The organism is Alishewanella jeotgali KCTC 22429 (assembly GCF_000245735.1).
Classification (GTDB): domain Bacteria; phylum Pseudomonadota; class Gammaproteobacteria; order Enterobacterales; family Alteromonadaceae; genus Alishewanella; species Alishewanella jeotgali.
This window is the reverse complement of sequence record NZ_AHTH01000005.1, coordinates 502,054-523,087: the sequence shown is the minus strand read 5'-3', so window position 1 is coordinate 523,087 and position 21,034 is coordinate 502,054. Positions and strand designations below refer to the sequence as shown.

General features: G+C 50.7%; 19 protein-coding genes and 4 tRNA genes. 12 read left to right on the top strand and 11 right to left on the bottom strand.

The annotated features are described in order from the left end of the window. Positions 1 to 60: 60 nt before the first annotated feature. The gene (locus tag AJE_RS04000) at positions 61 to 1,722 is read left to right on the top strand and encodes a M28 family metallopeptidase (protein WP_008949781.1); all 1,662 of its coding nucleotides are present in this window, start codon (positions 61 to 63) and stop codon (positions 1,720 to 1,722) included. A 128-nt stretch (positions 1,723 to 1,850) separates the two neighbouring features. Here the strand turns inward: AJE_RS04000 and AJE_RS03995 are convergent, their stop codons facing one another. Beyond that, positions 1,851 to 3,290 carry an IS1182 family transposase gene (locus AJE_RS03995; RefSeq protein ID WP_008949780.1) on the bottom strand — a complete coding sequence of 480 codons (1,440 nt, stop codon included), beginning with the start codon at positions 3,288 to 3,290 and terminating at the stop codon, positions 1,851 to 1,853. A 123-nt stretch (positions 3,291 to 3,413) separates the two neighbouring features. Further along, positions 3,414 to 3,818, bottom strand: coding sequence for a translation initiation factor (locus tag AJE_RS03990; RefSeq protein ID WP_008949779.1), 405 nt, complete (start codon positions 3,816 to 3,818; stop codon positions 3,414 to 3,416). Between the two features lie 142 nt (positions 3,819 to 3,960). Between AJE_RS03990 and AJE_RS03985 the strand changes: the two genes are divergently transcribed. Together AJE_RS03985 and AJE_RS03980 are read left to right on the top strand one after the other, a co-directional pair. Continuing rightward, the gene (locus AJE_RS03985) at positions 3,961 to 4,662 is read left to right on the top strand and encodes a GAF domain-containing protein (RefSeq protein ID WP_008949778.1); all 702 of its coding nucleotides are present in this window, start codon (positions 3,961 to 3,963) and stop codon (positions 4,660 to 4,662) included. A gap of 39 nt (positions 4,663 to 4,701) precedes the next feature. Beyond that, complete coding sequence (locus tag AJE_RS03980; RefSeq protein WP_008949777.1) at positions 4,702 to 5,898, top strand: amino acid aminotransferase; 1,197 nt, start codon at positions 4,702 to 4,704, stop codon at positions 5,896 to 5,898. Positions 5,899 to 5,983: 85 nt separating this feature from the next. Here the strand turns inward: AJE_RS03980 and AJE_RS03975 are convergent, their stop codons facing one another. From AJE_RS03975 to ettA, 5 genes are all read right to left on the bottom strand, one after another. After that, positions 5,984 to 6,271: a hypothetical protein gene (locus tag AJE_RS03975; protein WP_008949776.1), complete on the bottom strand. Its 288-nt coding sequence runs from the start codon at positions 6,269 to 6,271 to the stop codon at positions 5,984 to 5,986. Between the two features lie 214 nt (positions 6,272 to 6,485). Then, positions 6,486 to 7,133, bottom strand: a complete 648-nt coding sequence (locus AJE_RS03970) for an energy-coupling factor ABC transporter permease (RefSeq protein WP_008949775.1) — start codon at positions 7,131 to 7,133, stop codon at positions 6,486 to 6,488. Between the two features lie 86 nt (positions 7,134 to 7,219). Continuing rightward, positions 7,220 to 7,582: a DUF6746 family protein gene (locus AJE_RS03965; RefSeq protein WP_008949774.1), complete on the bottom strand. Its 363-nt coding sequence runs from the start codon at positions 7,580 to 7,582 to the stop codon at positions 7,220 to 7,222. 187 nt (positions 7,583 to 7,769) lie between these two features. Further along, positions 7,770 to 9,131: a group II intron reverse transcriptase/maturase gene (gene ltrA, locus AJE_RS03960; RefSeq protein ID WP_237709278.1), complete on the bottom strand. Its 1,362-nt coding sequence runs from the start codon at positions 9,129 to 9,131 to the stop codon at positions 7,770 to 7,772. A 422-nt stretch (positions 9,132 to 9,553) separates the two neighbouring features. Continuing rightward, the gene (gene ettA / locus AJE_RS03955; protein ID WP_008949773.1) at positions 9,554 to 11,215 is read right to left on the bottom strand and encodes an energy-dependent translational throttle protein EttA; all 1,662 of its coding nucleotides are present in this window, start codon (positions 11,213 to 11,215) and stop codon (positions 9,554 to 9,556) included. A gap of 159 nt (positions 11,216 to 11,374) precedes the next feature. On the opposite strand from ettA, the gene AJE_RS03950 reads away from it, so the two are divergent. Together AJE_RS03950 and folE are read left to right on the top strand one after the other, a co-directional pair. After that, the gene (locus AJE_RS03950) at positions 11,375 to 11,728 is read left to right on the top strand and encodes a DUF2750 domain-containing protein (RefSeq protein ID WP_008609864.1); all 354 of its coding nucleotides are present in this window, start codon (positions 11,375 to 11,377) and stop codon (positions 11,726 to 11,728) included. A 146-nt stretch (positions 11,729 to 11,874) separates the two neighbouring features. Next, entirely contained in the window at positions 11,875 to 12,516 is a 642-nt protein-coding gene (gene folE, locus AJE_RS03945; protein WP_008949772.1) for a GTP cyclohydrolase I FolE, read from the top strand. Between the two features lie 27 nt (positions 12,517 to 12,543). Here folE and AJE_RS03940 read toward each other — a convergent pair whose 3' ends face one another. Further along, complete coding sequence (locus AJE_RS03940) at positions 12,544 to 15,420, bottom strand: EAL domain-containing protein (protein ID WP_237709293.1); 2,877 nt, start codon at positions 15,418 to 15,420, stop codon at positions 12,544 to 12,546. 162 nt (positions 15,421 to 15,582) lie between these two features. Then, positions 15,583 to 15,765: a PA3496 family putative envelope integrity protein gene (locus AJE_RS03935; protein WP_008949770.1), complete on the bottom strand. Its 183-nt coding sequence runs from the start codon at positions 15,763 to 15,765 to the stop codon at positions 15,583 to 15,585. Positions 15,766 to 15,940: 175 nt separating this feature from the next. On the opposite strand from AJE_RS03935, the gene AJE_RS03930 reads away from it, so the two are divergent. Continuing rightward, complete coding sequence (locus AJE_RS03930; protein WP_008949769.1) at positions 15,941 to 16,495, top strand: glutathione peroxidase; 555 nt, start codon at positions 15,941 to 15,943, stop codon at positions 16,493 to 16,495. Here the strand turns inward: AJE_RS03930 and rnhA are convergent, their stop codons facing one another. Next, positions 16,496 to 16,975 (bottom strand): ribonuclease HI, encoded by a 480-nt coding sequence (gene rnhA / locus AJE_RS03925; RefSeq protein WP_008949768.1) that lies wholly within the window; start codon positions 16,973 to 16,975, stop codon positions 16,496 to 16,498. It lies immediately after the preceding gene. A gap of 67 nt (positions 16,976 to 17,042) precedes the next feature. Between rnhA and dnaQ the strand changes: the two genes are divergently transcribed. The 6 genes from dnaQ (at position 17,043) to AJE_RS03895 (ending at position 19,582) form a co-directional block, all read left to right on the top strand. Further along, positions 17,043 to 17,747, top strand: a complete 705-nt coding sequence (gene dnaQ, locus AJE_RS03920) for a DNA polymerase III subunit epsilon (RefSeq protein WP_008609875.1) — start codon at positions 17,043 to 17,045, stop codon at positions 17,745 to 17,747. Beyond that, positions 17,735 to 19,087, top strand: coding sequence for a TIGR03503 family protein (locus AJE_RS03915; RefSeq protein WP_008949767.1), 1,353 nt, complete (start codon positions 17,735 to 17,737; stop codon positions 19,085 to 19,087). Before dnaQ ends, AJE_RS03915 begins: the two co-directional genes overlap by 13 nt. 104 nt (positions 19,088 to 19,191) lie before the next feature. Continuing rightward, positions 19,192 to 19,268: transfer RNA gene (locus tag AJE_RS03910), tRNA-Asp, on the top strand. A gap of 16 nt (positions 19,269 to 19,284) precedes the next feature. Beyond that, positions 19,285 to 19,361: transfer RNA gene (locus tag AJE_RS03905), tRNA-Asp, on the top strand. Between the two features lie 26 nt (positions 19,362 to 19,387). Next, positions 19,388 to 19,464, top strand: a tRNA-Asp gene (locus tag AJE_RS03900). A gap of 41 nt (positions 19,465 to 19,505) precedes the next feature. Next, positions 19,506 to 19,582 (top strand) — tRNA-Asp (locus AJE_RS03895). An 81-nt stretch (positions 19,583 to 19,663) separates the two neighbouring features. Here AJE_RS03895 and AJE_RS03890 read toward each other — a convergent pair. Continuing rightward, on the bottom strand, positions 19,664 to 21,019 hold the full coding sequence (locus AJE_RS03890) for a diguanylate cyclase domain-containing protein (RefSeq protein WP_008949766.1): 1,356 nt from the start codon (positions 21,017 to 21,019) through the stop codon (positions 19,664 to 19,666). Positions 21,020 to 21,034 lie beyond the last annotated feature (15 nt).

Sequence of the window (21,034 nt, the reverse complement as noted above, 5' to 3'; positions counted from 1 at the left end):
GAGGTGCCGCTCTGGCACCTTTTTTGTTTTTAAATTGTTGATGTAGAAGAGAACAACCCAATGAAAAAACCTGTAATGCTGGTGCTGGCTGCCGCTCTGACGCTGCTGGCATGCGGTAAGCCTGCACCGCTTTCTAAGCCTAAAGCGGACCCGCTTAAAATTGAAAGCCATTTACGTTTTCTGGCCGATGATTTGCTGGAAGGGCGGGATACCGGTAGCCGCGGCCACGAGATTGCCTCGCTCTATATTGCCGAGCAGTTCCGGGCTTTGGGCCTGAAGGGCGCCGCAGCGGATGGTGGATATTACCAGCAGGTGCCACTGCGTAAGGCATTATTAGTGCCTGGTAGTGCCAAGCTGAGTTTTCAGTTTGCTGATAAGACAGAAGAGCTCAGCTATCCGCAGCAATTCTTTACGGGGCCCAGTTTACAGCAAACCTCAGTAGCACTGAGTGCGCCGATGGTGTTTGTTGGCTATGGTCTGGTGTCTGATGCCTTTGCGTTAAATGATTATGCCGGGTTGGATGTTGCAGGTAAGGTGGTGGTGATGCTGGCAGGCCTGCCGGCCAGTCTACCCAGTGAAGAGCGCGCTTACCTTGGCAGTATGAAAACGGAATTTGCCGCTGAGCGCGGTGCCGTCGGGATTTTAACCGTACATACCCCGCAGCAGGAACAAACCCGGCCTTATGCCAACAGTTTACTATATTTAAATACGCCCAGTATGACCTGGCTTAATGAAGCCGGCGAACCGGGGCGCGGCTTTGCCCAATTAAAAGGGAGTGCTTACTTACATCCTGAGGCGGCGAAGGCGCTGTTTGCAGCAAGTGGCAAAGCACTGGATGAGATTTTTCAACAACTGGAACAGGATGCCATGCCGCAAGGTTTTGCCCTGAACGGTATTGTTAATCTGCAAAGCGAAAGCAGCCATCAAAGCATTAGCAGTCCTAATGTGTTGGCGCTGCTGCCGGGTTCAGATCCGACGTTAAAACACGAGGTCGTGGTGTTAAGCGCGCACTCAGACCATATTGGTTTGGCTAACGACTTACGTACCAGTGATAAAGTGAATAACGGTGCTATGGATAATGCCGCCGGTACCGCGATCTTACTGGAAACCGCGCGCTTATTTGCCGCCCTGCCTGAGGCGCCGAAGCGTTCAATTTTATTTGCTGCGCTGACTGGCGAAGAGAAGGGCTTACTGGGTGCTGATTACTTCGCCAGGAATCCGCCGCTGGCGATTGAAAAGCTGGTAGCGAACGTCAATCTGGATATGCCGGTACTGCTATATCCGTTTGCTGATCTGATTGCTTTTGGTGCCAATCATTCTACGCTGGGTGATGTTGTCGCCAGCGCGGCAGCAAAAGAGGGCATTAAGCTGAGTGCCGATCCGATGCCAGAGCAGGCGATTTTTACCCGCTCTGACCATTTCCGTTTAGTGCAGCAAGGTGTGCCGGCGGTCTTTTTAATGACGGGTTTTACCTCGCAGGATCCGACTCAGGATGGTGGTAAGATCTGGGGCAGTTTCTTTGCCAAGCACTATCATAAGCCCTCAGATGATATTCCGAGTCTGGAACGGGACTACGGCCCGATCCGCTATGATGCCGGCGCGGTCTTTACCAATATTAATTTTAATATTGCGCTGGATGTTGCGAATACCGCTCAGCGGCCGCTGTGGCGGAAACAGAGTTTCTTCACCGGCGTTTTCGGCCGGCCGGATAATTCCGAGTAATAAGCCCTAAACACAAACGGCAGCCTTGGCTGCCGTTTTCAGATTAATGACAAACCCCGGTTTTTTGGCCGGGGTTTGTGTTTTCTGGATTCTGATCTTTTTTGATCTGTGTTTTCTGCTTTCTTTTATTAAATCTGGCAGTATTGAATCTCGGATTTGTTATGCCGCAGAATGCACTCTGCAAAGGTGTATAGTGCCGATTTCAGGCCATAAAAAAGCGATAAAAAGGCCAGCAAGGCCATTTTCTTGATGTTTTGCGCTACCGCCGCCAGTAAACACTGCATCTGCACTTTCGCCAGACCACGGAACCGTGCATAGCGATGGCCATGATGCTGTTTTGCGTCTGCGAAGCTGCGTTCAACCGTCTCTTTTCGTCGGTTGTAAATCTTCTTACCCCACGACAGCAGCCGCAAACCACTCACATGCTCTTTATCCTCTTCCCAGACATGCCGGGTTATCGTTTTCTTATACTGCTTGTTCTTCGTGCAGTCCTGACGTAGCGGGCAATCCTGACACACTTTAGGGTTAGATTGATAATGCCGGTAGCCCTGACGGTCTGTCGTGCTGTAAGTCAGGATTTCACCTTGGGGGCAACGATAGGTATCGGTTGTTTTATCGTAGGTAAATTGCTTCTTCTTAATCGGATTAGCGGTGACATTGGGACGACGGTAGGCAATAACCGGTGCAATTTGCCGCTCCCGGATTAAATGGCAAAGCGGTGCAGTAAAGTAGCCCGCATCCAAACCAACGGCTATCGGACTAAACTTAAAGCGCTCAAGCTGACGGTCTAATCTGGCCAGATAGGGCTGGCTATCATGCACATTCCCCGGCGTCACGAAGGTATCCGTGATGATGCCGTGGCGGCCATCCACGGTGCGATGGTCAAGGTAGAAGAAGCCCTGTGGTTTGCCTTCCCGCGTCATAAAGCCACTGTCAGGGTCGGTTGTGCTGACCTTTTGATTTTTGGTTTCGGGCTCCTTCGAGTCATCTTGCTTCAGTGGCGCTTTGCCATGGGCTAACCGGTCCTCTTCAACCGCCTTGTTGAGCTCAGCGATATACGCCGATGCACTGACCGCCACCTCTTTGTTCACCGCCTTGCGCTTATTGGCATTGGCTTTTAAATGTGTGCTGTCAGTGTAAAGCGTGTGACCACCAATCAGACGCTGCTCATACGCCTGTTCAACTATCCGGTCGAAGATACGCTGAAACACATCCGTGCCGTTAAAACGACGAATACGATTCTGGCTCAGCGTGGAGGCATCAGGCACTTTCTCGGTTAATCCCATCCGCAAAAACCAGCGATAAGCCACATTAACCTGAATTTCCTGTACCAGACGACGCTCACTGGGAATGCCAAACAGATAGCCGAGGATCATCATCTTAAACAAACGGACAGGGTCAATCGGCGGACGGCCATTATCTTTGCAGTAGAGATGTTCGACTTCAGCACGAATGAACTCGAAATCAATGGCGGCATCGACCTTGCGAACCAAATGGTTCTTCGGTACCAGCTCTTCGAGCGTGACCATTTCTAACTGATATTGTTGAGGAGAGGGAGTTTTGAGCATGATGGTTAGCCTTCAAATCAACTAACCTTATTAGATCAAAGTCCTGGATCGGCGTCCAGGACTTTGTCAGCAGTCTGGAAACGGCAGCCTTGGCTGCCGTTTTACTGTTAACTTGCAGGTCCGCTAACCACCGGCCTGTTTTACCTGATAACCTTTTTGCTGCAGTACAGCCGTAACCTGGTCGCGTTTATCGCCCTGGATCTCTATCACGCCATCTTTTACCGCACCACCACAGGCGCATTTCTTTTTTAGCTCAGAGCAAAGGGCATTCAGTTGCTCTGCACTGCCGGTTATACCACTTATGGTGAGCACAGTTTTGCCGCCCCGGCCTTTGGTCTCACGTCTTACCCGCAGCGCACCATCGGCGTAGGCGGTACCCAGGGTTTCTGGCGCTGCCTTGCTGTTAATACGACCACTGGCAGTAGAATAAACCAGATCGCTATCAGCATGGGCTGGCGCCGTAGGCTCCGCGCCTGTGCTGGCGCCAAGTTGAGCTTGCCAGTCGGCAAGCGAGATCTTCTTACTCATCGGAAAATGGCTTGTCAGTTTGAATAGCGCAGAGCTTACTGAGCGCGATGAACAGAGGCAAGTTTTTCTGTGGTCAGCTTGGTTTTTTAGTGGCTTCTGGTAGAATGATGCCCATTATTTTAGAAATCTGGACGGCTATATTTTGAGTAACTCTGTCTCTCTGACCCAGTATCTGCAGTTAAGTGGCTTAACCGAGCTGACAACGCCAGCTTTTGCTGCCGCGGTAGCACAGCAACAGCAGGCCTTGCGGCAGTACCTTGAGCAAGTCTCGGCGCCAACGGTAAATTGGCAGTACCAGGTGCCCGAGCTTGGCGAGGGTGGGGCCTGTTCATTATTTGGCGTGTTGGCAGCCGAGCCTTATGATTTAACCGCTATTTTGGGCGGTCAAACGGCGGCGAATCAACAAGCACTGGCCAGGCTCAGCCAAATTACCGCTTTTTATCAACAGCAGGCCGGCGTGGCCTGGTTTGGTATCTACCAGGCGCGACCCAATCCAGCTGGCGAAGCGGTATTGGTCAAACTCAGCTACTTTGGTGCGCCCTCGCGCGCCGAGTTCCCTCTCACCCCTGAGTTTGCCACCATCAGTAACAACAGCAGTGTTGGCTTAAGCGGCAAAGCGCGGGTGATTAACAGTGTCGCCAGTTATTTACAACAGGGTGGCGAATACTATACGTGTGATCCGAAAGTCCAGGCCGAAGCCTGTTTGCCACTCTATGCGCAATCGGGCAGAATACTGGGCATTGTCGATGCCGAAGATTTTCAAGCAGAGGTATTTGATCAGCGCGCGCTGGCGTTACTGGTGGCGGTGTGTCTGACCATTCCGGACTATTTACCGGCCGTATAAGATGGCCTTTTATTAGCACAATAATCCAGGTAGAACATTATGTTTGCTCAGTTAAAACCCGTTGCCACTGATCCTATTCTGGGTCTGATGGCGGCTTACCGTGAAGACCCGAATCCACTGAAAGTTGACCTAGGTGTTGGGGTATATAAAGACGAGCAGGGCCATACGGCGGTGCTGAAGTGCGTTAAGGAAGCAGAAGCACTGCGCCTGAAACAGGAAGACAGCAAGACCTATATCGGCATGGCCGGTGATCTGGGCTTTAACGCCCATATTGAAAAGCTGGCGTTTGGTAATAGCCATCCGGTGTTGCTGGCAAACCGGGTAACTACAGCGCATACGCCTGGCGGCACAGGTGCGTTGCGGGTGGCGGCCGAGTTTATTAAGCGCGCTAATCCTGATGCCACCATCTGGGTCACTACCCCGACCTGGGCTAACCATATTTCATTGTTTCAGGCGGCGGGTTTAAAAGTTAAAGAGTACGCCTATTACGATTATGATACCAAGGGCCTGAAGACCGAGCAGATGTTCGCTGAACTGGCGCAAGTACCCGCCGGCGATGTGGTACTGGTACATGCCTGCTGCCATAACCCAAGCGGTATGGATCTGAACTTTGAGCAATGGCAGCGTTTTACCGAGCTGGCATTGGAGCGCGGCTTTACGCCGCTGGTTGATATGGCCTATCAGGGCTTTGGTAGCGGCCTGGATGAAGATGCAAAGGGCCTGCGTTATCTGGCGGAACGGGTATCTGAATTGTTGCTGTGTAGCTCCTGTTCGAAGAACTTTGGCTTGTACCGTGAGCGTATCGGTGCCGTGAGTATCGTTTCTGCTGACAGTCAGGTGATGGAGCTGGCTAAAGTGAATCTGCTGAGCGTGGTCCGTTCGATCTATTCTATGCCACCGGCACATGGTGCCATTATCGTTAGCCATATTCTGGACAGTGCGGAATTAACGGCACTCTGGCATCAGGAGCTGGCGGAAATGCGCGATCGGATCAATAACTACCGGCAGTTAATTATCGATAAGTTTGCCGCCGAAGGCATTACGCAGGATTTCAGCTTTATTGCCCGTCAACACGGTATGTTTAGTTTCCTCGGTATTAACAAAGCGCAGATTGATCGCCTAAGAGATGAATTTAGCATTTATATGGTGGGGTCAAGCCGGGTCAGTATTGCCGGGTTAAATCATGCCAATATTGATTACTTCGCCAAAGCCGTGGCGACGGTATTGAAAGGTTAAGATTGCGGCTGACAGGCCCCGGCGAATCTGATGCCGCTGGGGCCTGAAGGCGTACTGCTAAACCGCCTGCTGCTGTAATAAGGCATTATTCCGCCTTAGGCTGGGCCGCTGTGTTAGCCGTTTCTGCGCTAACGGTCTGTTCTGCCTGTTGCTCGGTGTTTTGGCTTAGTTTCATTTGTTCAGCGACCAGACGCACGCTATTTTCCAGCGCCTGTTTGGTTTGCACCTTGATCGATTCGCGCACCTCTATCAGTTGGCGGCTAAGCAGGTCGCTGGTCATTTCGCTCAGGTTATTCAGGCTGTTGGCACTGGCAGGTGCCGCTAAGGTTAAACCCAGTACAGTGGCCATCATCAATTTAGTTACAGTTTTCATATCTCTCTCGCTTAGTTAAAGGTTAGTGGTTTACTACGACCTAACTATTACAAGCGATATGCCAACTTTTAATTTTTATTAACTTTATGAAAATTAATGATATTTCTAAGGTGGCACAAACAGCTGCCACCTTAGGTAACAGTCTTATTGCTAAAATATCGTGATTTTGGCTAATTTTTAGTCTTTTATTTGGCGAGGAGTGGCTATCGTTGTTTTAGCGGTCGGGTGACAGGTATTCGTTATCATAAAAGGTTCTGAGCCAGTGTGGCCGGTATACCGCCATCAGGGTGATGGCCATGCCATTGAGTAAGGCTTCACCAAACCAGATCAGTAACGCCAGCTGGGTATAATTGTGGTAGATGGTATGCCAGCTATAGTCTTGCTGCAGGTAATACCAGAGCGAGGTCAGCAGGATCTTCAGGCTGATGGTCAGGGCGGCACTGATAAAACCGGCGACAAAGATATAAACAAAGAGGTGCCGGCTTAGATAGTGATACGACCAGGCAAAGATGGCATAGCTGAATAGGCCCGGCAGGATAAAGGTCGTCAGCGCAAAGACGCCGCCATCGGCCCAATCGACAATACCAAAGGCCAGTAGTAACAGCAGCGGCAGGCAACAGATCCAGATCGCAATACGCCAGCCATGACACAACACCAGCGTGGTGATGCCCAGAAAAAACAATTCCAGACCTGATTCAATACCGGCACGGACTGACCACAGCAAGGTGAGGGCGACAGCAGAGCCAAACACTAGCGGCTGGTATCCCGGGACGTGCAACAAACGTGGCAGTAGCTCTTTCGGGTAAAAGCGCAGCAACAAAGCAATAAAGACAAGCCAGCTAACAAGTTGCAAAGATGTCATAACAGCACGGGATCAGACTAAGGCGGTGACATTGTAGCGGCCGCGACAGCTTGCTGCCAAGCTGTCGGGAGAATATAACTAGCGTGCTATTTTAACAGGGCTTTTGCCAGTTGCAGATAATAGGCGCCATTATCCTTAACCCGCTGATAGTCCATTGTTTCTGAGCCCTGATGTACTTCTTCCAGTACTTCTTTAATCTCATCCGAAGCGGCGGGTAATTTGGCCAGCGCATTTTCCAGCGTATAGGTTAGCTGATGAATTTCGGTCATGCTGGTTGGATTGAGCTCGCCAGCGAGTAAGGCTGCCAGCTTGCTATTCTGCTCTTGCAGCACACTCAGCGCTTGTTGCGCAGAACTGATTTCCGCGCCTTTAAAATGCGCCGGGCGCTCAGAGGCCTGAGCAGTCAAACTTAGGGTTGCCACTAAGGTCGCGATAAGCAGGCTTTTCATTATGAACTCCTTATTTGATAATGATTATCAATTACTATGCGCTTTTTTTTGCAATTGGCAAGGGCCGCAGTGCCAAAAGGCGTCCATGCCGGGCGCAAATCGGCATAGGGGCAGTCAGTGTAACTGACTGGCCCCTGCCACACCACCCGGCATGCGGGTCCGCACCGGGCGGTTCGAGAAGTTGAGGTCATGAGAGTCTTATAAGACCTTGTTTGTCAAAGTAGCTTATCGTCAGTACTGTATGGAGTAACATCTGGCTGTTTCGCCACCAACTTCGGTAGTTTCCGGCAATCCGCTTGGCGACATTTTCTGTGCCGCCAAGCTTGCGTACCATTTCATACGCGCGCTTGCCATGCCGCCACTGCTTTAGCTGAATAGCTCTCAGACGATGTCTTATCCATTCATCTAACCTTTGCCAGATGTAGGGCGTTTGGGATAACCCGAAGTAGCCTTTCCAACCCAGCATATAGCGACGTAACCCAGCAATGACTTCACTTAGGCTGCGCCCTGTCTGTCGGCGTGTTAACTGCTTTACCCGTGTTTTGAAACGCATCAGTGCCGCTTCAGATACCGCGCGTTTAACCTCGCCTCTTCGGGTTCGCCACAGGCTGTACCCTAAGAATTTTCGGCCAAACACGCTGCCTACCGCACTTTTGCTTTCATTCACTTGCAAACGCAGTTTCGCATAAAGCCTGCGCAGCCACGCCATCACCCGCTCTCCCGCTTTCTGACTGCGGACATACACATTGCAGTCGTCTGCATAACGGGCGAACCGATAGCCGCGTTGCTCTAAGGCTTTATCAACCTCATCCAGTAGCACATTCGCCAACAACGGCGAGAGCGGTCCACCTTGTGGTGTGCCTTCTTGGCGCGTTATCACCACGCCATTAGCCATGATGCCGGCGTTCAGATAAGCCCGGATAAGATGCAGTACGCTTTTATCGTCCAGCCGTTTGCTCAGTCGGTCCATCAGAATGTCATGGTTCACCCGGTCAAAGAACTTCGACAAGTCAACATCAACGACTATCTGGTAGCCTTCCTGCACATAACGTTGCGCGGCTAATACCGCGCTCTGGGCCCGTCTGCCAGGTCTGAAGCCATAACTGTGCTCACTGAACTGTGGGTCCAGTTTCGGTTGCAGTACCTGAAGTAACGCTTGTTGGATGAGTCGGTCCGTCACCGTTGGGACACCCAGCTCGCGCTCGGTGCCATCACTCTTCGGGATACCGACCCGGCGTACCGGTTGTGGACGATAACTGCCGTTTAGCAGCTGCGCTTTGATAGCCGGCCACTGCACCTTAAGGTGCTCTGCCGTCTGTGCTATCGTCAGACCATCTACTCCGGCGCTACCTTTGTTCGCTTTAATGCGTTGCCACGCTAAGCGCATGTTCTCCCTCGCAAGCGCCTGCTCAAGCAAGCTTTGCCCTGTGTGTTTGAACTGTTGTTGCGGGAATACCGTTTCATCACGGGTAGGCATCAACAAGGCTTCACCTTGCTTTTGCTTACCTCGCTCCAACTCTTTGGACATCTGATGCATGACGTTATTCATCAACAACGCGTTTCACACTCCTTCTCGTTCGGCCCTTCGTGTTATCCACTACTACGGCCTCTGCTGACTTCTCGCTCCGTATCACTACGTCGCCCTTTCAGGCATGAGGCGAGATCTCCCCAGGTAAGAACGCATTCCTTCACTGCACAACCGCCGGATTTACGTCACAAAGCTTTGGCTACAAGAGCTTCGCAGAATTATGCCTGCTCGCCCTGCTCAGTCACGCCTCATATCCGATTCTTGTTCATCGGCTCGCAGTTTCGCTCCACGCTTCCTCCCCACAGTCCGTCGCCGTTCTGCAGTTGCGCTTCACTTCATTCGCTGTAGCCAGCTTATGGGAGGACTTGCACCTCCAAGAATGCGCCCATGCTGGGCGCACATAAAAACGCCTGCAAGCGCAGGCGTCAAAGAAAGGGCGGTGGTTAGATCCGCTTGTATTTAATCCGGTGTGGCTCTAATGCCGCCGCGCCGTAGGTTTGCTTCAGCCAGGCTTCATAATCCGAGTAGTTACCTTCGAAGAAGTTCACCTTACCCTCATCGCGGTAATCCAGAATGTGGGTGGCGATACGGTCGAGGAACCAACGGTCATGCGAGATCACCATGGCACAGCCCGGGAAATCCAGCAGCGCGTTTTCCAGCGCCCGCAGCGTTTCCACGTCCAGATCGTTGGTCGGTTCGTCCAGCAGCAGCATATTGCCGCCGGCTTTGAGCAGCGCCGCTAAATGCACCCGGTTACGTTCACCGCCGGATAACTCACCGATAAATTTCTGCTGGTCATTGCCTTTAAAGTTAAAGCGACCGACATAAGCCCGGCTTGGGATCTGGAAGTTACCGATTTGCAGCATATCCTGACCGTTGGAAATTTCCTGCCAGACCGTGTTTTTCGGGTTCATCTTATCGCGGAACTGATCGACACTGGCGATCTGTACCGTTTCACCTACTTCAATCTTGCCGCCATCTGCTTGTTCGGTGCCGGTGATCATTTTAAACAATGTCGATTTACCGGCACCGTTCGGACCGATAATACCGACGATAGCGCCTTTCGGAATACTAAAGCTTAAATCATCAATCAGCACCCGATCGCCAAAGGTTTTACGCAGATGACTAACTTCCAGCACCTTATCACCCAGGCGCGGCCCAGGCGGAATAAACAGCTCATTGGTCTCGTTACGTTTTTGAAATTCCTGGCTTTGCAGCTCTTCAAAGCGGGCCATCCGTGCCTTGCTCTTGGCATGGCGACCTTTCGGATTAGTGCGTACCCACTCCAATTCCTGCTTAATAGAGCGCTGGCGGGCATTCTCGGACTTCTCTTCCTGCGCCAGGCGAGCTTCCTTTTGCTCCAGCCAGCTGGAGTAATTACCCTGCCATGGAATACCTTCACCGCGGTCCAGCTCTAAAATCCAACCGGCGACGTTATCGAGGAAGTAACGGTCGTGGGTAATGGCCACAACAGTGCCAGGGTAGTCGTGCAGGAAGCGCTCTAACCAGGCAACTGATTCAGCATCCAGGTGGTTAGTTGGCTCGTCCAGTAACAGCATGTCCGGGCGTTCCAGTACCAGGCGGCAAATCGCGACCCGGCGGCGTTCACCACCCGACAGATGTTCGATTTTGGCATCCCAGGGCGGCAAACGCAGTGAATCTGCGGCGCGCTCCAGCGTATTCTCCAGGTTGTGGCCATCTTTAGCCTGAATTAAGGCTTCGAGTTCACCTTGCTCACGCGCCAATGCATCAAAATCAGCATTCTCATCGGCGTAAGCGGCATAGACTTCGTCCAGACGGGCGAAGGCTTGCTTCACATCAGCTACCGCTTCTTCGACGATTTCTTTTACGGTTTTATTCGGATCCAGCTCCGGCTCTTGCGGCAGGTAACCAATTTTGGTGCCGCTAAGTGCCCGGGCTTCGCCTTCAAATTCTTTATCTACGCCGGCCATAATCCGTAACAGCGTGGATTTACCTGAGCCGTTTAAACCTAAGACGCCAATTTTTGCGCCGGGGAAAAACGACAGAGAGATATCTTTTAAGATGGTACGTTTCGGGGGTACAACTTTCGATACCCGATACATTGAAAAAATATATTGCGCCATGGTTTCAATTACCGTTCAGATGGATTGATACATCGGGCTGATTGTACGTCATTTTCATGCCAGGGGGTAGGCAAGGGGCATTACTGCTAATAAAGTTGGCTTTTCGTTGCCGATCTCTGCTTTAATAGCAGGGTGAATTTCTTTTAAAGCAGGTTAGGTATGTCTGAGTTTGCACATGATCCAAGTTTTCAGCGTTTTGTCGAAGAAGCTAAAACCGAAGGGGTGGTCTGGACCCTGGCGGATGGTGAAGATTTACTGGTAGTGGAATCGGTAGAATTTGAAGAAACTGACGTGATGCCGTTCTGGTCGAATAAAGCGGACGCTCAGGCCCATTGCTCAGACGAATGGGAAAATTATAAGCCGGAAGCCATCCCGCTGGATGTGTTTTGTGAAGGTTGGTTAAAAGAAATGTACGACGACGGTGTGTTGATTGGGACTAACTGGGATGAGTCTTTAAATGGCCCTGAAGTTGAGCCGCGTGAGCTGCTGGAAGCCTTAGCCCGCGTGCAGTAAGCCTGTCGGTTAGCCTACCCACGCCCGGCTTTGCTGGGCTTTCGTGTTTTATGGGTGTAAAATAGCAGTTATTGTGCAATAGCCACTAAACTGGATGCCGGGTTAGGGCGTAGAAGCTGCATCAGAGTCAGGTGTTGGAAAAAAGTATGTTAACTGAAGAAGCAATGTTAGTGCGTAGTGCCCTGGAAGCCAGAGGTCTGGAAACTCCTATGCGCGATAACGGCTTATCCCGCGATCAGAAGTATCAAAAAATCAGTCAGCTGATGACCGAGATTGTTGAGACGCTGGGATTGGATTTAACCGACGACAGTTTAAGTGAGACGCCACACCGTATCGCCAAGATGTACGTTGACGAGGTATTTAGCGGTCTGGTGTATAGCAACTTCCCAAAAATTGCCCTGATTGAAAATAAGATGCAAGTCAGTGAAATGGTAAAAGTAAAAGATATCAGCTTTACCAGTACCTGTGAGCATCATTTTGTTACCATTGATGGCAGCGCGACAGTGGCTTATATTCCTGGCAAGAAAATCATTGGCTTATCAAAAATTAACCGTATCGTACGCTTTTTTGCGCAGCGGCCGCAGGTGCAGGAGCGTTTGACGCAACAGGTGCTAATCGCACTACAGGCCTTACTGGAAACCGATAATGTGGCGGTGACCATGGATGCAGTGCATTATTGTGTCAAGTCGCGTGGGGTAATGGACGTCAATTCTAAAACGCAAACCACAGCGCTGGGTGGCATCTTTAAAGAAGACGCCCGTACCCGGGCAGAGTTTTTAGCGCGCTGATTGAGGGCAGACACTGCAGATCGCTAGTCAGGTCTGCAGTTGTTGTTGAATAAAGGCTCTTGCCTGTTCTGCCGGCAATGGCTTACCGTAGTGATATCCCTGAATTGCCTGACAGCCTAATTGTTGCAGTAAGGCTTGTTGTGCTGCGGTCTCTACCCCTTCGGCAATGGTGTCCAATTCCAGGCTATGTGCCATACTGATAATGGCCTGCACTATGGCCCTGTCATCGGCATCACTCAGTAAATCCCGCACAAACGACTGGTCAATTTTCAGTTTATGCAGCGCAAAGCGCTTTAGATAGCTCAGCGAAGAATAACCGGTGCCAAAATCATCTACCGCGATCCGCAAGCCGCGTTGCCGGAAGGCATCCAACAAGCTGGCAGCATGCGCCGGATCTTCGACCATGGCACTTTCGGTAATTTCCAACTCCAGCATCTCTGCGGGCAACTGCGAGGCGTGCAGCAGACTATCAATTAACGTCAGCAGGCCAGGTTGTCGAAATTGGATGGGGGACAGGTTGATGGCTACCGTTAATGGCGCCGGCGTAAGCTGTTGCCAAGAGGCCCGCTCTGCTAATGCGGTTTTTAGTACCCACTCACCCAGCGGGATCACCAGGCCGCTGCGTTCAGCCAGCGGAATAAATTCGCCGGGGGAAATTAAGCCTAATTCCGGATGCTGCCAACGCAACAGCGCCTCAAAGCCAGTTAGCTTTTGTTGCTGCAGCGAATATTGTGGCTGATAAACCAGGCTTAGCTCGTTATTTTCAATGGCCCGGCGCAGGGCATTTTCCAGTAGCAGATGGCGGGCATGGTAGCGCTGCATCTCACTGGTAAAGAAACAGTATGTATTACGGCCATTCTCTTTGGCGCGATACATAGCGATATCGGCGTGCCGGTACAGCTCATGGAAATTTTGGCCGTCCTGAGGGAACACCGCTATCCCAATCGATGCTGATAGCACCAGCTCATGACCGCTGACCTGATAAGGCGTAAGCATTAGCGGTAGGATCCGCTCAGCTAATTCTGCAGCCATTTCCGCATTGGTATTGGGCCTTAATAACACAAATTCGTCACTGCTGAGTCGGCAAAGGGTATCTTCTGGTCGGCATAAGGAAGTTAAACGCCGGGCGATTTGGATCAGTAGCTGGTCGCCAGTCTGATGGCCCAGCGAGTCATTGATCTGTTTAAAGCGATCAACATCAATAAAGAGCATCGCCAGTTGCTGTTGCTGGTCTTTGGCAACGGCCAGTGCTTGCTCAGTGCGGTCCAGCAATAACGCCCGATTGGGTAGTTCAGTTAGCGCGTCATATTGGGCCAGAAAACGGATTTGTGCTTCATCTTCTTTATACTGGCTGATATCGCGGAATAGACCGACGTAGTAGATTTCACCAGGCTCAGGCCCTTCAATTTTGCTGATCGATAACCATTCCGGATACAGACTACCATCTTTCCGCTTATTCCAGATCTCACCTTTCCAGACGCCATGTTCAGCAATAGCATGCCACATTTGCTGATAAAAGTTTTTATCATGCTTACCTGAGGATAGGAGTCGTGGATCTTTACCGATCACCTCCTCTGCCTGATAGCCGCTGATACTACAAAAGGCCTGATTTACCATCACGACCTGTTGCTGAGCATTGGTGATAAGTAACCCCTCTGAACTTTGCTCAAACAGCCGGGCTAATAGCTGTAGTTTTAATTCTGATTCTTTACGGTCGCTAATATCAATATGGGTGCCGACAGTCAGCTTTTTACCCTGCTCTGTGACAATGCTGCGACCGCGGGATAATATCCATACCCAGTGGCCATGCTTATGGCGCATCCGGAAATGATTTTCATAGAGTCCGCTCTGCTCTGATGCCTGATACTGCTCAAATACGGCTTTGGCTTTGTCGCGATCTGCCGGATGCAGTAATTCAGCCCAGAGCTGTTGCAGGTTGTGTTCGGTATAAGCGGCAAACTCCGATGCCTGATAACCAAGCATCGAAAAGTATTCCGGGCTACAGTTGAGTTGCTGATGCTCAGGGTCATATTCCCAACTGCCGGTATTGCTGGCGACAATAAAACTGCGGTGACGGGCCAGCTGTGTTTGCAAATCTGCGGTACGCTCGTTAACCAGGTGGCGTAGCTCCTTTTTGCGCACTAAATTGTGCATTAACAGGTAACTTAAACTGACTAACAACAGATTGAAGATTACTGCCAGAGCAACTTGCCAAATTTGCACTGTACTAAACTGGCTGGTCGGTGCGGCCAGCTGTAAGCGCCAGTTAACGGTACCCGTTTGGATCTGTGCTTCCGCTGTCGGCTGAAATGTACTGTTACTGCTGGATAAAATCAGCGTCGGCTGTTCGGTCTGATCCAGCCAGAGCTGATAGTGAATGCCCTGAGTAGGGAGTTGCGCCATCCGCTGCAGGCTGGCGAGTTCGTCCAGTTTAAAGGTGACATTAACAAAGCCCCAAAACCGCTGTTCGCCATCATCTTGCGGCAGTGTTACCGGTAAGCGGCCAATAATGCCGACACCGCCTTGCCTGAGCTGATAGGGGCCACTGAGATAAACCAGACTTTGATTCAGACTGCGTTTGGCAGCTTCGGCCTGTAGCGGATCCCTAAACACATCAAAGCCTAGTAATGCCTGATTTTGCTCGGCCGGATAGGCCGCCCGGATTACGCCCTCTGGTGCAACTGAGATGGCGGTGAGAAAAGGATAATAGGGGTAGATAGATTGGGCAAAGACTGGAAATTCGTTAAGATCACCTTGCCTTAATCTAAGCCATGCCGCTACGGCATAGGCTGCTGTCGACGTACGGACCAGTTCCTGCTGGATAGCTCCGGCGTAGGATTGAGCCTGGTCATTTAGCCGGAACTGCTGTTGCAGCTGTCGTTGCTCTGCAAGATAATGCAGCAAACTGATGCTCAGCGAGCCGCTGCAGATTAACACCAACAAGGGGAGCAGAGTTGTAAGTCTGAATGAGCGGAAGCTGAGCACTGGCGCTGGCCTGTTAGTTTCTGGTCGAGATACCTGATAAATATATTAGCATTATCTGGCACTTATCGATAGCAATCGCTGTTAATCTTCCAATAACTCCCAATCATCAATTAGCTCGCGCAGTCGTTTCTGTTCCAGTAGTTCGTCAATCCGGCGCCGCGCCTGATATTTTTGCTGGGCTTTAGTGTCTTTCACACTGCTTGGCTCAATCAGTTCAGCGTCCTCATTAAATTCTTCAAATTCAGTTGGCTGTATTGTCGTCATCGCGTGATACCTCTTTCGCTATTGCTTATTTAGCGCCAAACTGGCGCCAGTAACAGTGAAAATTTTTTTCCGGTTCGATAAAGGTTTTTGGTGAAAAGGATCACGGATCAAAAGCGATCTAAGCTAAGCTTAGAGCCGTAGACACTGTCCGTAATAATAAAATTTGGAGAGCAGCATGAAAGTTTTGGCATTCGGCTTAGGTTTAATCACCTTAAGTCTGTTACCTGCGACCGCTGAGGCGGCGCAGTGTGGTGATATTCTCGGCCATTCAGTCCAGCAGTTAAAAACCCGGGAAACCGTTGATCTGTGTGAGCAATTTCAGGGCAAAACCTTACTGGTCGTCAACACAGCCAGCAAGTGTGGTTTTACGCCGCAGTTTGAAGCACTGGAGCAGCTGTACCAGCGTTATAAAGAACAGGGGCTGGTGGTGTTAGGTTTTCCATCTAACGATTTTCGGCAAGAATACAGTGACGAAGAAAAGACTGCCGAAGTCTGTTATCTGACTTATGGTGTAGAGTTTCCGATGTTTTCTACTACCAGTGTGCGTGGTGATAAGGCTAATCCGGTATTCAAAGCGCTGATTGCCAAAACGGGTGAAGCTCCGTCCTGGAATTTTAACAAATATCTGGTCAGCAAAGACGAGCAGAAAGTTCTGCACTTTGGCAGCCGGGTGAATCCGACGGATCCGAAATTTATTGCGGAACTGGAACAGCTGTTACAAGCCGAATAGCTAAATAGCGGCCTGACTCGCCTCAAAGCCGCTATCAATGGCCGCCGGTGTTGCACTGGCGGCATTGCGGGCTAATTCATCGCAGCGTTCGTTTTCCGGATGACCATTGTGACCCTTTACCCAGTGCCAGCTGATCTGATGGCCCTGACAGGCTGCATCCAGGCGTTGCCACAAGTCCTGATTTTTCACCGCTTGCTTCTGACTGGTTTTCCAATTGTTGCGTTTCCAGCCTGCTAGCCACTGGGTGATACCCAACCTGACATATTGACTATCGGTAGTTAAATCGACGCGGCAAGGACTTTTTAATGCCTCAAGGCCGATGATTGCGGCCAGCAGTTCCATCCGGTTGTTGGTCGTCAGTCGAAAGCCTGCACTCAGCTCTTTGCGATGTTGCTGGTAGCACAGAATGGTACCATAGCCGCCGGGTCCCGGATTGCCAAGACAGGATCCATCGGTATAGATTGCAACACTTTTCTGCATTTGGCCTTTCCTAAGCTGAAAACGGCGTATAATCTAGCGTAAATCCAGTGAAAAAGCGAAACAGTAGATGGCAAAGCGACAAATTATTCTCGATACTGAAACCACCGGCATCAGTCCAAAAGAAGGCCACCGCATTATTGAGATCGGTTGCGTCGAGCTAGTAAACCGCCGTTTCACCGGTAACAACTTCCATGTATATATCAATCCGGAGCGGGAAATTGATGCTGAGGCGATAGCGGTACACGGTATCACTAATGAGCGTCTGGCTGCTGAGCCGAAGTTCCGGGAAATAGCGCAGAGTTTTTACCAGTACATTCAGGGTGCCGAGTTAGTGATCCACAATGCGGCCTTCGACGTCGGCTTTATTGATCATGAATTTGCTTTGCTCCGGCCGGCGCTGCCGCCGGTCGCCCAGTATTGCACTATCGTTGATACCTTGCTGTTAGCTCGTGAACTGCACCCGGGGCAAAAGAATAATCTGGATGCGCTTTGCAGACGCTACGATATTAATAACAGCCATCGGACCTTGCACGGCGCTTTATTGGATGCGGAAATTCTGGCAGATGTGTATCTGCTGATGACCGGTGGTCAGGTCAGCCTTAATCTGGCGGCCGAAGAGCAAGCCGAACAGCTCGAGCAACAAAGTCCACTGCATATTCAGCGCCAGGGGCGTTTAAAGGTGATCCGGGCGTCAGAGTCGGAAGTCGCTGCACATGAGAGCCGTTTGGATTTGGTGCAGAAAAAAGGGGGAACCTGCCTGTGGCGCGTCTAGTACTGTGTCTATTTTTATCTTTACTGCTGCCGGTCCAGGCTCAGGATGATAACACGCCAAAGCGGGATGAACCTGGTCTGACGATTCTGGAACAACTGCCGACTCACAACCAGATCCCCTTACTTAATAACCGCTTCCGGATTGATGATGGTGTCAAGAGCATTACACTGGTGTTTTTCCGTCGCCCGGGCACCGCGTCTATCGTATTAGTACGTCCGGACGGTAGTAAGGTCTTCTATAATACAGCTAAACAACACAATATGCGCTGGCATGATGCCGCAACTTACGATCTGATAGAAATTAATGAACCGATGCCAGGTCCTTGGCAGGCGGTAGGAAGGATTCTGCCTGAGAGTCGGATTTTGGTGTTGACAGATGTAGAGCTTAAAGTCGATCCGTTACCAGAGGCATTGATGGTAGGTGAAACCTTTAAGCTGACCGCGCGTTTAATGGATGGAGAATCAGTGGTCAACGCCCGCGATTTTAGTGAAATTCTCACCCTTCAAGTACTATTTATCAGCACCAATAACCGCGAGTTCGATAATTTCGGTCGAGGATTGGTCGAAGTAGCTACGTTTCGTGATGATGGGCGTGGTTTTGATGCGACTGCACGTGATGGCATTTTTACCGGTGAAGTAAATCTTAATTTTGGCGCAGGCGAGTGGATACCGCGCTTTGTTGTGAAAACACCGCTTTACACTCGGGAAGTGGAATTGGCGCCTGTACTGATAGCTGCTGCGCCAGTATCGATAGAGTTTGTGCAGGCAGCACAAGTAAATGCACCACATCACATAGTATTTACTCCTGTGTCAGAACAAGTGGTTGCCTCGAGTTTATTATTTCAAGGCGTCGTCCGTTACCCGGATGGTGAGATGTCACAATTTTCGCTTACAGAACCAGCGCAGAAATTTAAACTCGAATTGCTAAACAAAGGGCCAGGTAGCTACTTAGTGAACGTTGCCGCTTTCGGTGAAATGACCGATGGTCGTGAATTCGTTTTAAATTTGCCTGAGGAACGTTTTCTGGTGATGTTACAGGCTCATGATGCGCCAGCGTTACCCGATTTACCGAATGCAGTCCCTGATGCAGTTGCAACAACCGAGGACGTCATAGTCGCAACACCTTTTCCTTGGGGGGTAGTAATCCTATCAAACTTGGCGATTCTCGGTATAGGTGGTATCGCTATTTGGTTGGTGCTAACGGGGCGAAGCTTTAATAGTCTGATATTCTGGAGAAAAAGTGTCCCACAAACAAAGCCTGTTGATCCGGGCAATAAAGCCGTAAAAGCAAAAACACAGGAAAAAGACGATATTCTGGACCTTTCGTTACCGGATGATTAAGGAATAGGCAAAAGCGACAAAAAAGATGTTGACGGCCTTCAGCCATATCCGTATCATTCCCGCCGCACCAGACGATACCCATCTGATAGTTTGGTGCACTGCGCGGAGCGGTAGTTCAGTCGGTTAGAATACCGGCCTGTCACGCCGGGGGTCGCGGGTTCGAGTCCCGTCCGCTCCGCCAATTTTCGATGCTTTCCGGAGCGGTAGTTCAGTCGGTTAGAATACCGGCCTGTCACGCCGGGGGTCGCGGGTTCGAGTCCCGTCCGCTCCGCCACTAGCATCGAAACAGCTTCCTGATCCGGAGCGGTAGTTCAGTCGGTTAGAATACCGGCCTGTCACGCCGGGGGTCGCGGGTTCGAGTCCCGTCCGCTCCGCCACTTCAGTAAGTTATCACTTGAGCAGTAGCTCACTCCAGCGCGGAGCGGTAGTTCAGTCGGTTAGAATACCGGCCTGTCACGCCGGGGGTCGCGGGTTCGAGTCCCGTCCGCTCCGCCACTTTAATTCCACAAGCAATTTAGTAAGCCTAAGCGGTAGTTCAGTCGGTTACTCTCTGTTAAGAATCAGCCAGCTAGTCTGTTAAGTATTGGCTTTATGTGCGGCTTTTTGCTGGTACATCGCCAAATCGGCGAAATGCAGTAAATTATCAAGCTCAGTAGCATGAATAGGAAAGCTTGCATACCCAAGGCTGTACTGAATCTGAAACTGTTTGTCGCTAAATATAAAAGCGGTATTGCTAAGTTGGGCCGATACCTTTTCGATGATGTGCTGTAAATCCTGCTCGCGATACACGCGAGGTAAGATCACCAGAAACTCATCACCAGATAAGCGACAGGCGTGATCTGAAGCCCGCAAGCCGGCCTGCAGTCGTTTGGCGACCTCTTGTAACAGAGCATCCCCTACAGCATGGCCATAGTTGTCATTCACTTCTTTAAATTTATCCAAATCCAGGCTAAGAATGCTGAATTCCGCTTTTTCATTAACCAGTCTTTCCAGCAATTGCATGGCAAAGCGACGATTCGGTAGCAAAGTAAGCGGGTCTTGTAATGCATTTAAGCGTGCTTGTCGATAGGCGTAGTAAAGACTAAATAGTGCCAGAAAGAGCAAGATACACAGGCTATAACCCACCAGCCTGACTAGCAGACTACTTAAGCCAAACTGCCCTTGTTGATCCTGAGGTAAGGCGAGAGCAATTTGCCAGCTGCCGCTTAACAGGCGAATATTCTCGATGGCAAAGGCATTGGTAAAGACGGCTGCATCCCCCAAAAACAGCTCTCCTTCAGCACCGGTGCCATCCACGCCACGCATCGCCAACTGGCCCTGGCTAGCCAGTTCGAATAAACCTGTGCTTTGGAACAGTTTGTCGATATCGATAACGACACTACAAGTGCCCCAATATTGCTGATTGGTTGGCGCATCATTAAAAATCGGCATCCGGGCGATTACCGCACTACCGCCCTGTACCAAGGTCAGGGGGCCGGCGATCATAATATCCTGACGCTGCCGAGCCAGCTCCACTGTGCGAAATTGTGCCGGGACAGTGCGGTAATCCAGGCCGAGCGCGGCCTGATTGCCCTCTATTGGGTAAATAAAGCGAATCACATTATCGGGAGCCACGGCGATATTCCGGATACTGGTTGCTTTTCGCATCAGGGCCTGTGCTAGTAACTCCCAGTCGTCAGGGCCAGAAGAGGGGTTAACGCTGATAATGGTGGCCAGACTATCGGCCAGAAAAATATTGGCATTAAGTTCAGACTCAATATTAGCTCTGACCAAGGATAACTGCCGGCTCAGACTTTGCTGTTGCTCAAGCGTCAGTTTCTGTAATAGGTTCTGGTGAAAAAACTCAACCAGCATAATGCTGCCAGCAAACAGCAGCGCACTAAATAACCCAAGTAACCAACGATGGCGACGGCTGAGCAATTTTACCAGCATGGTTAGCACCGCCTT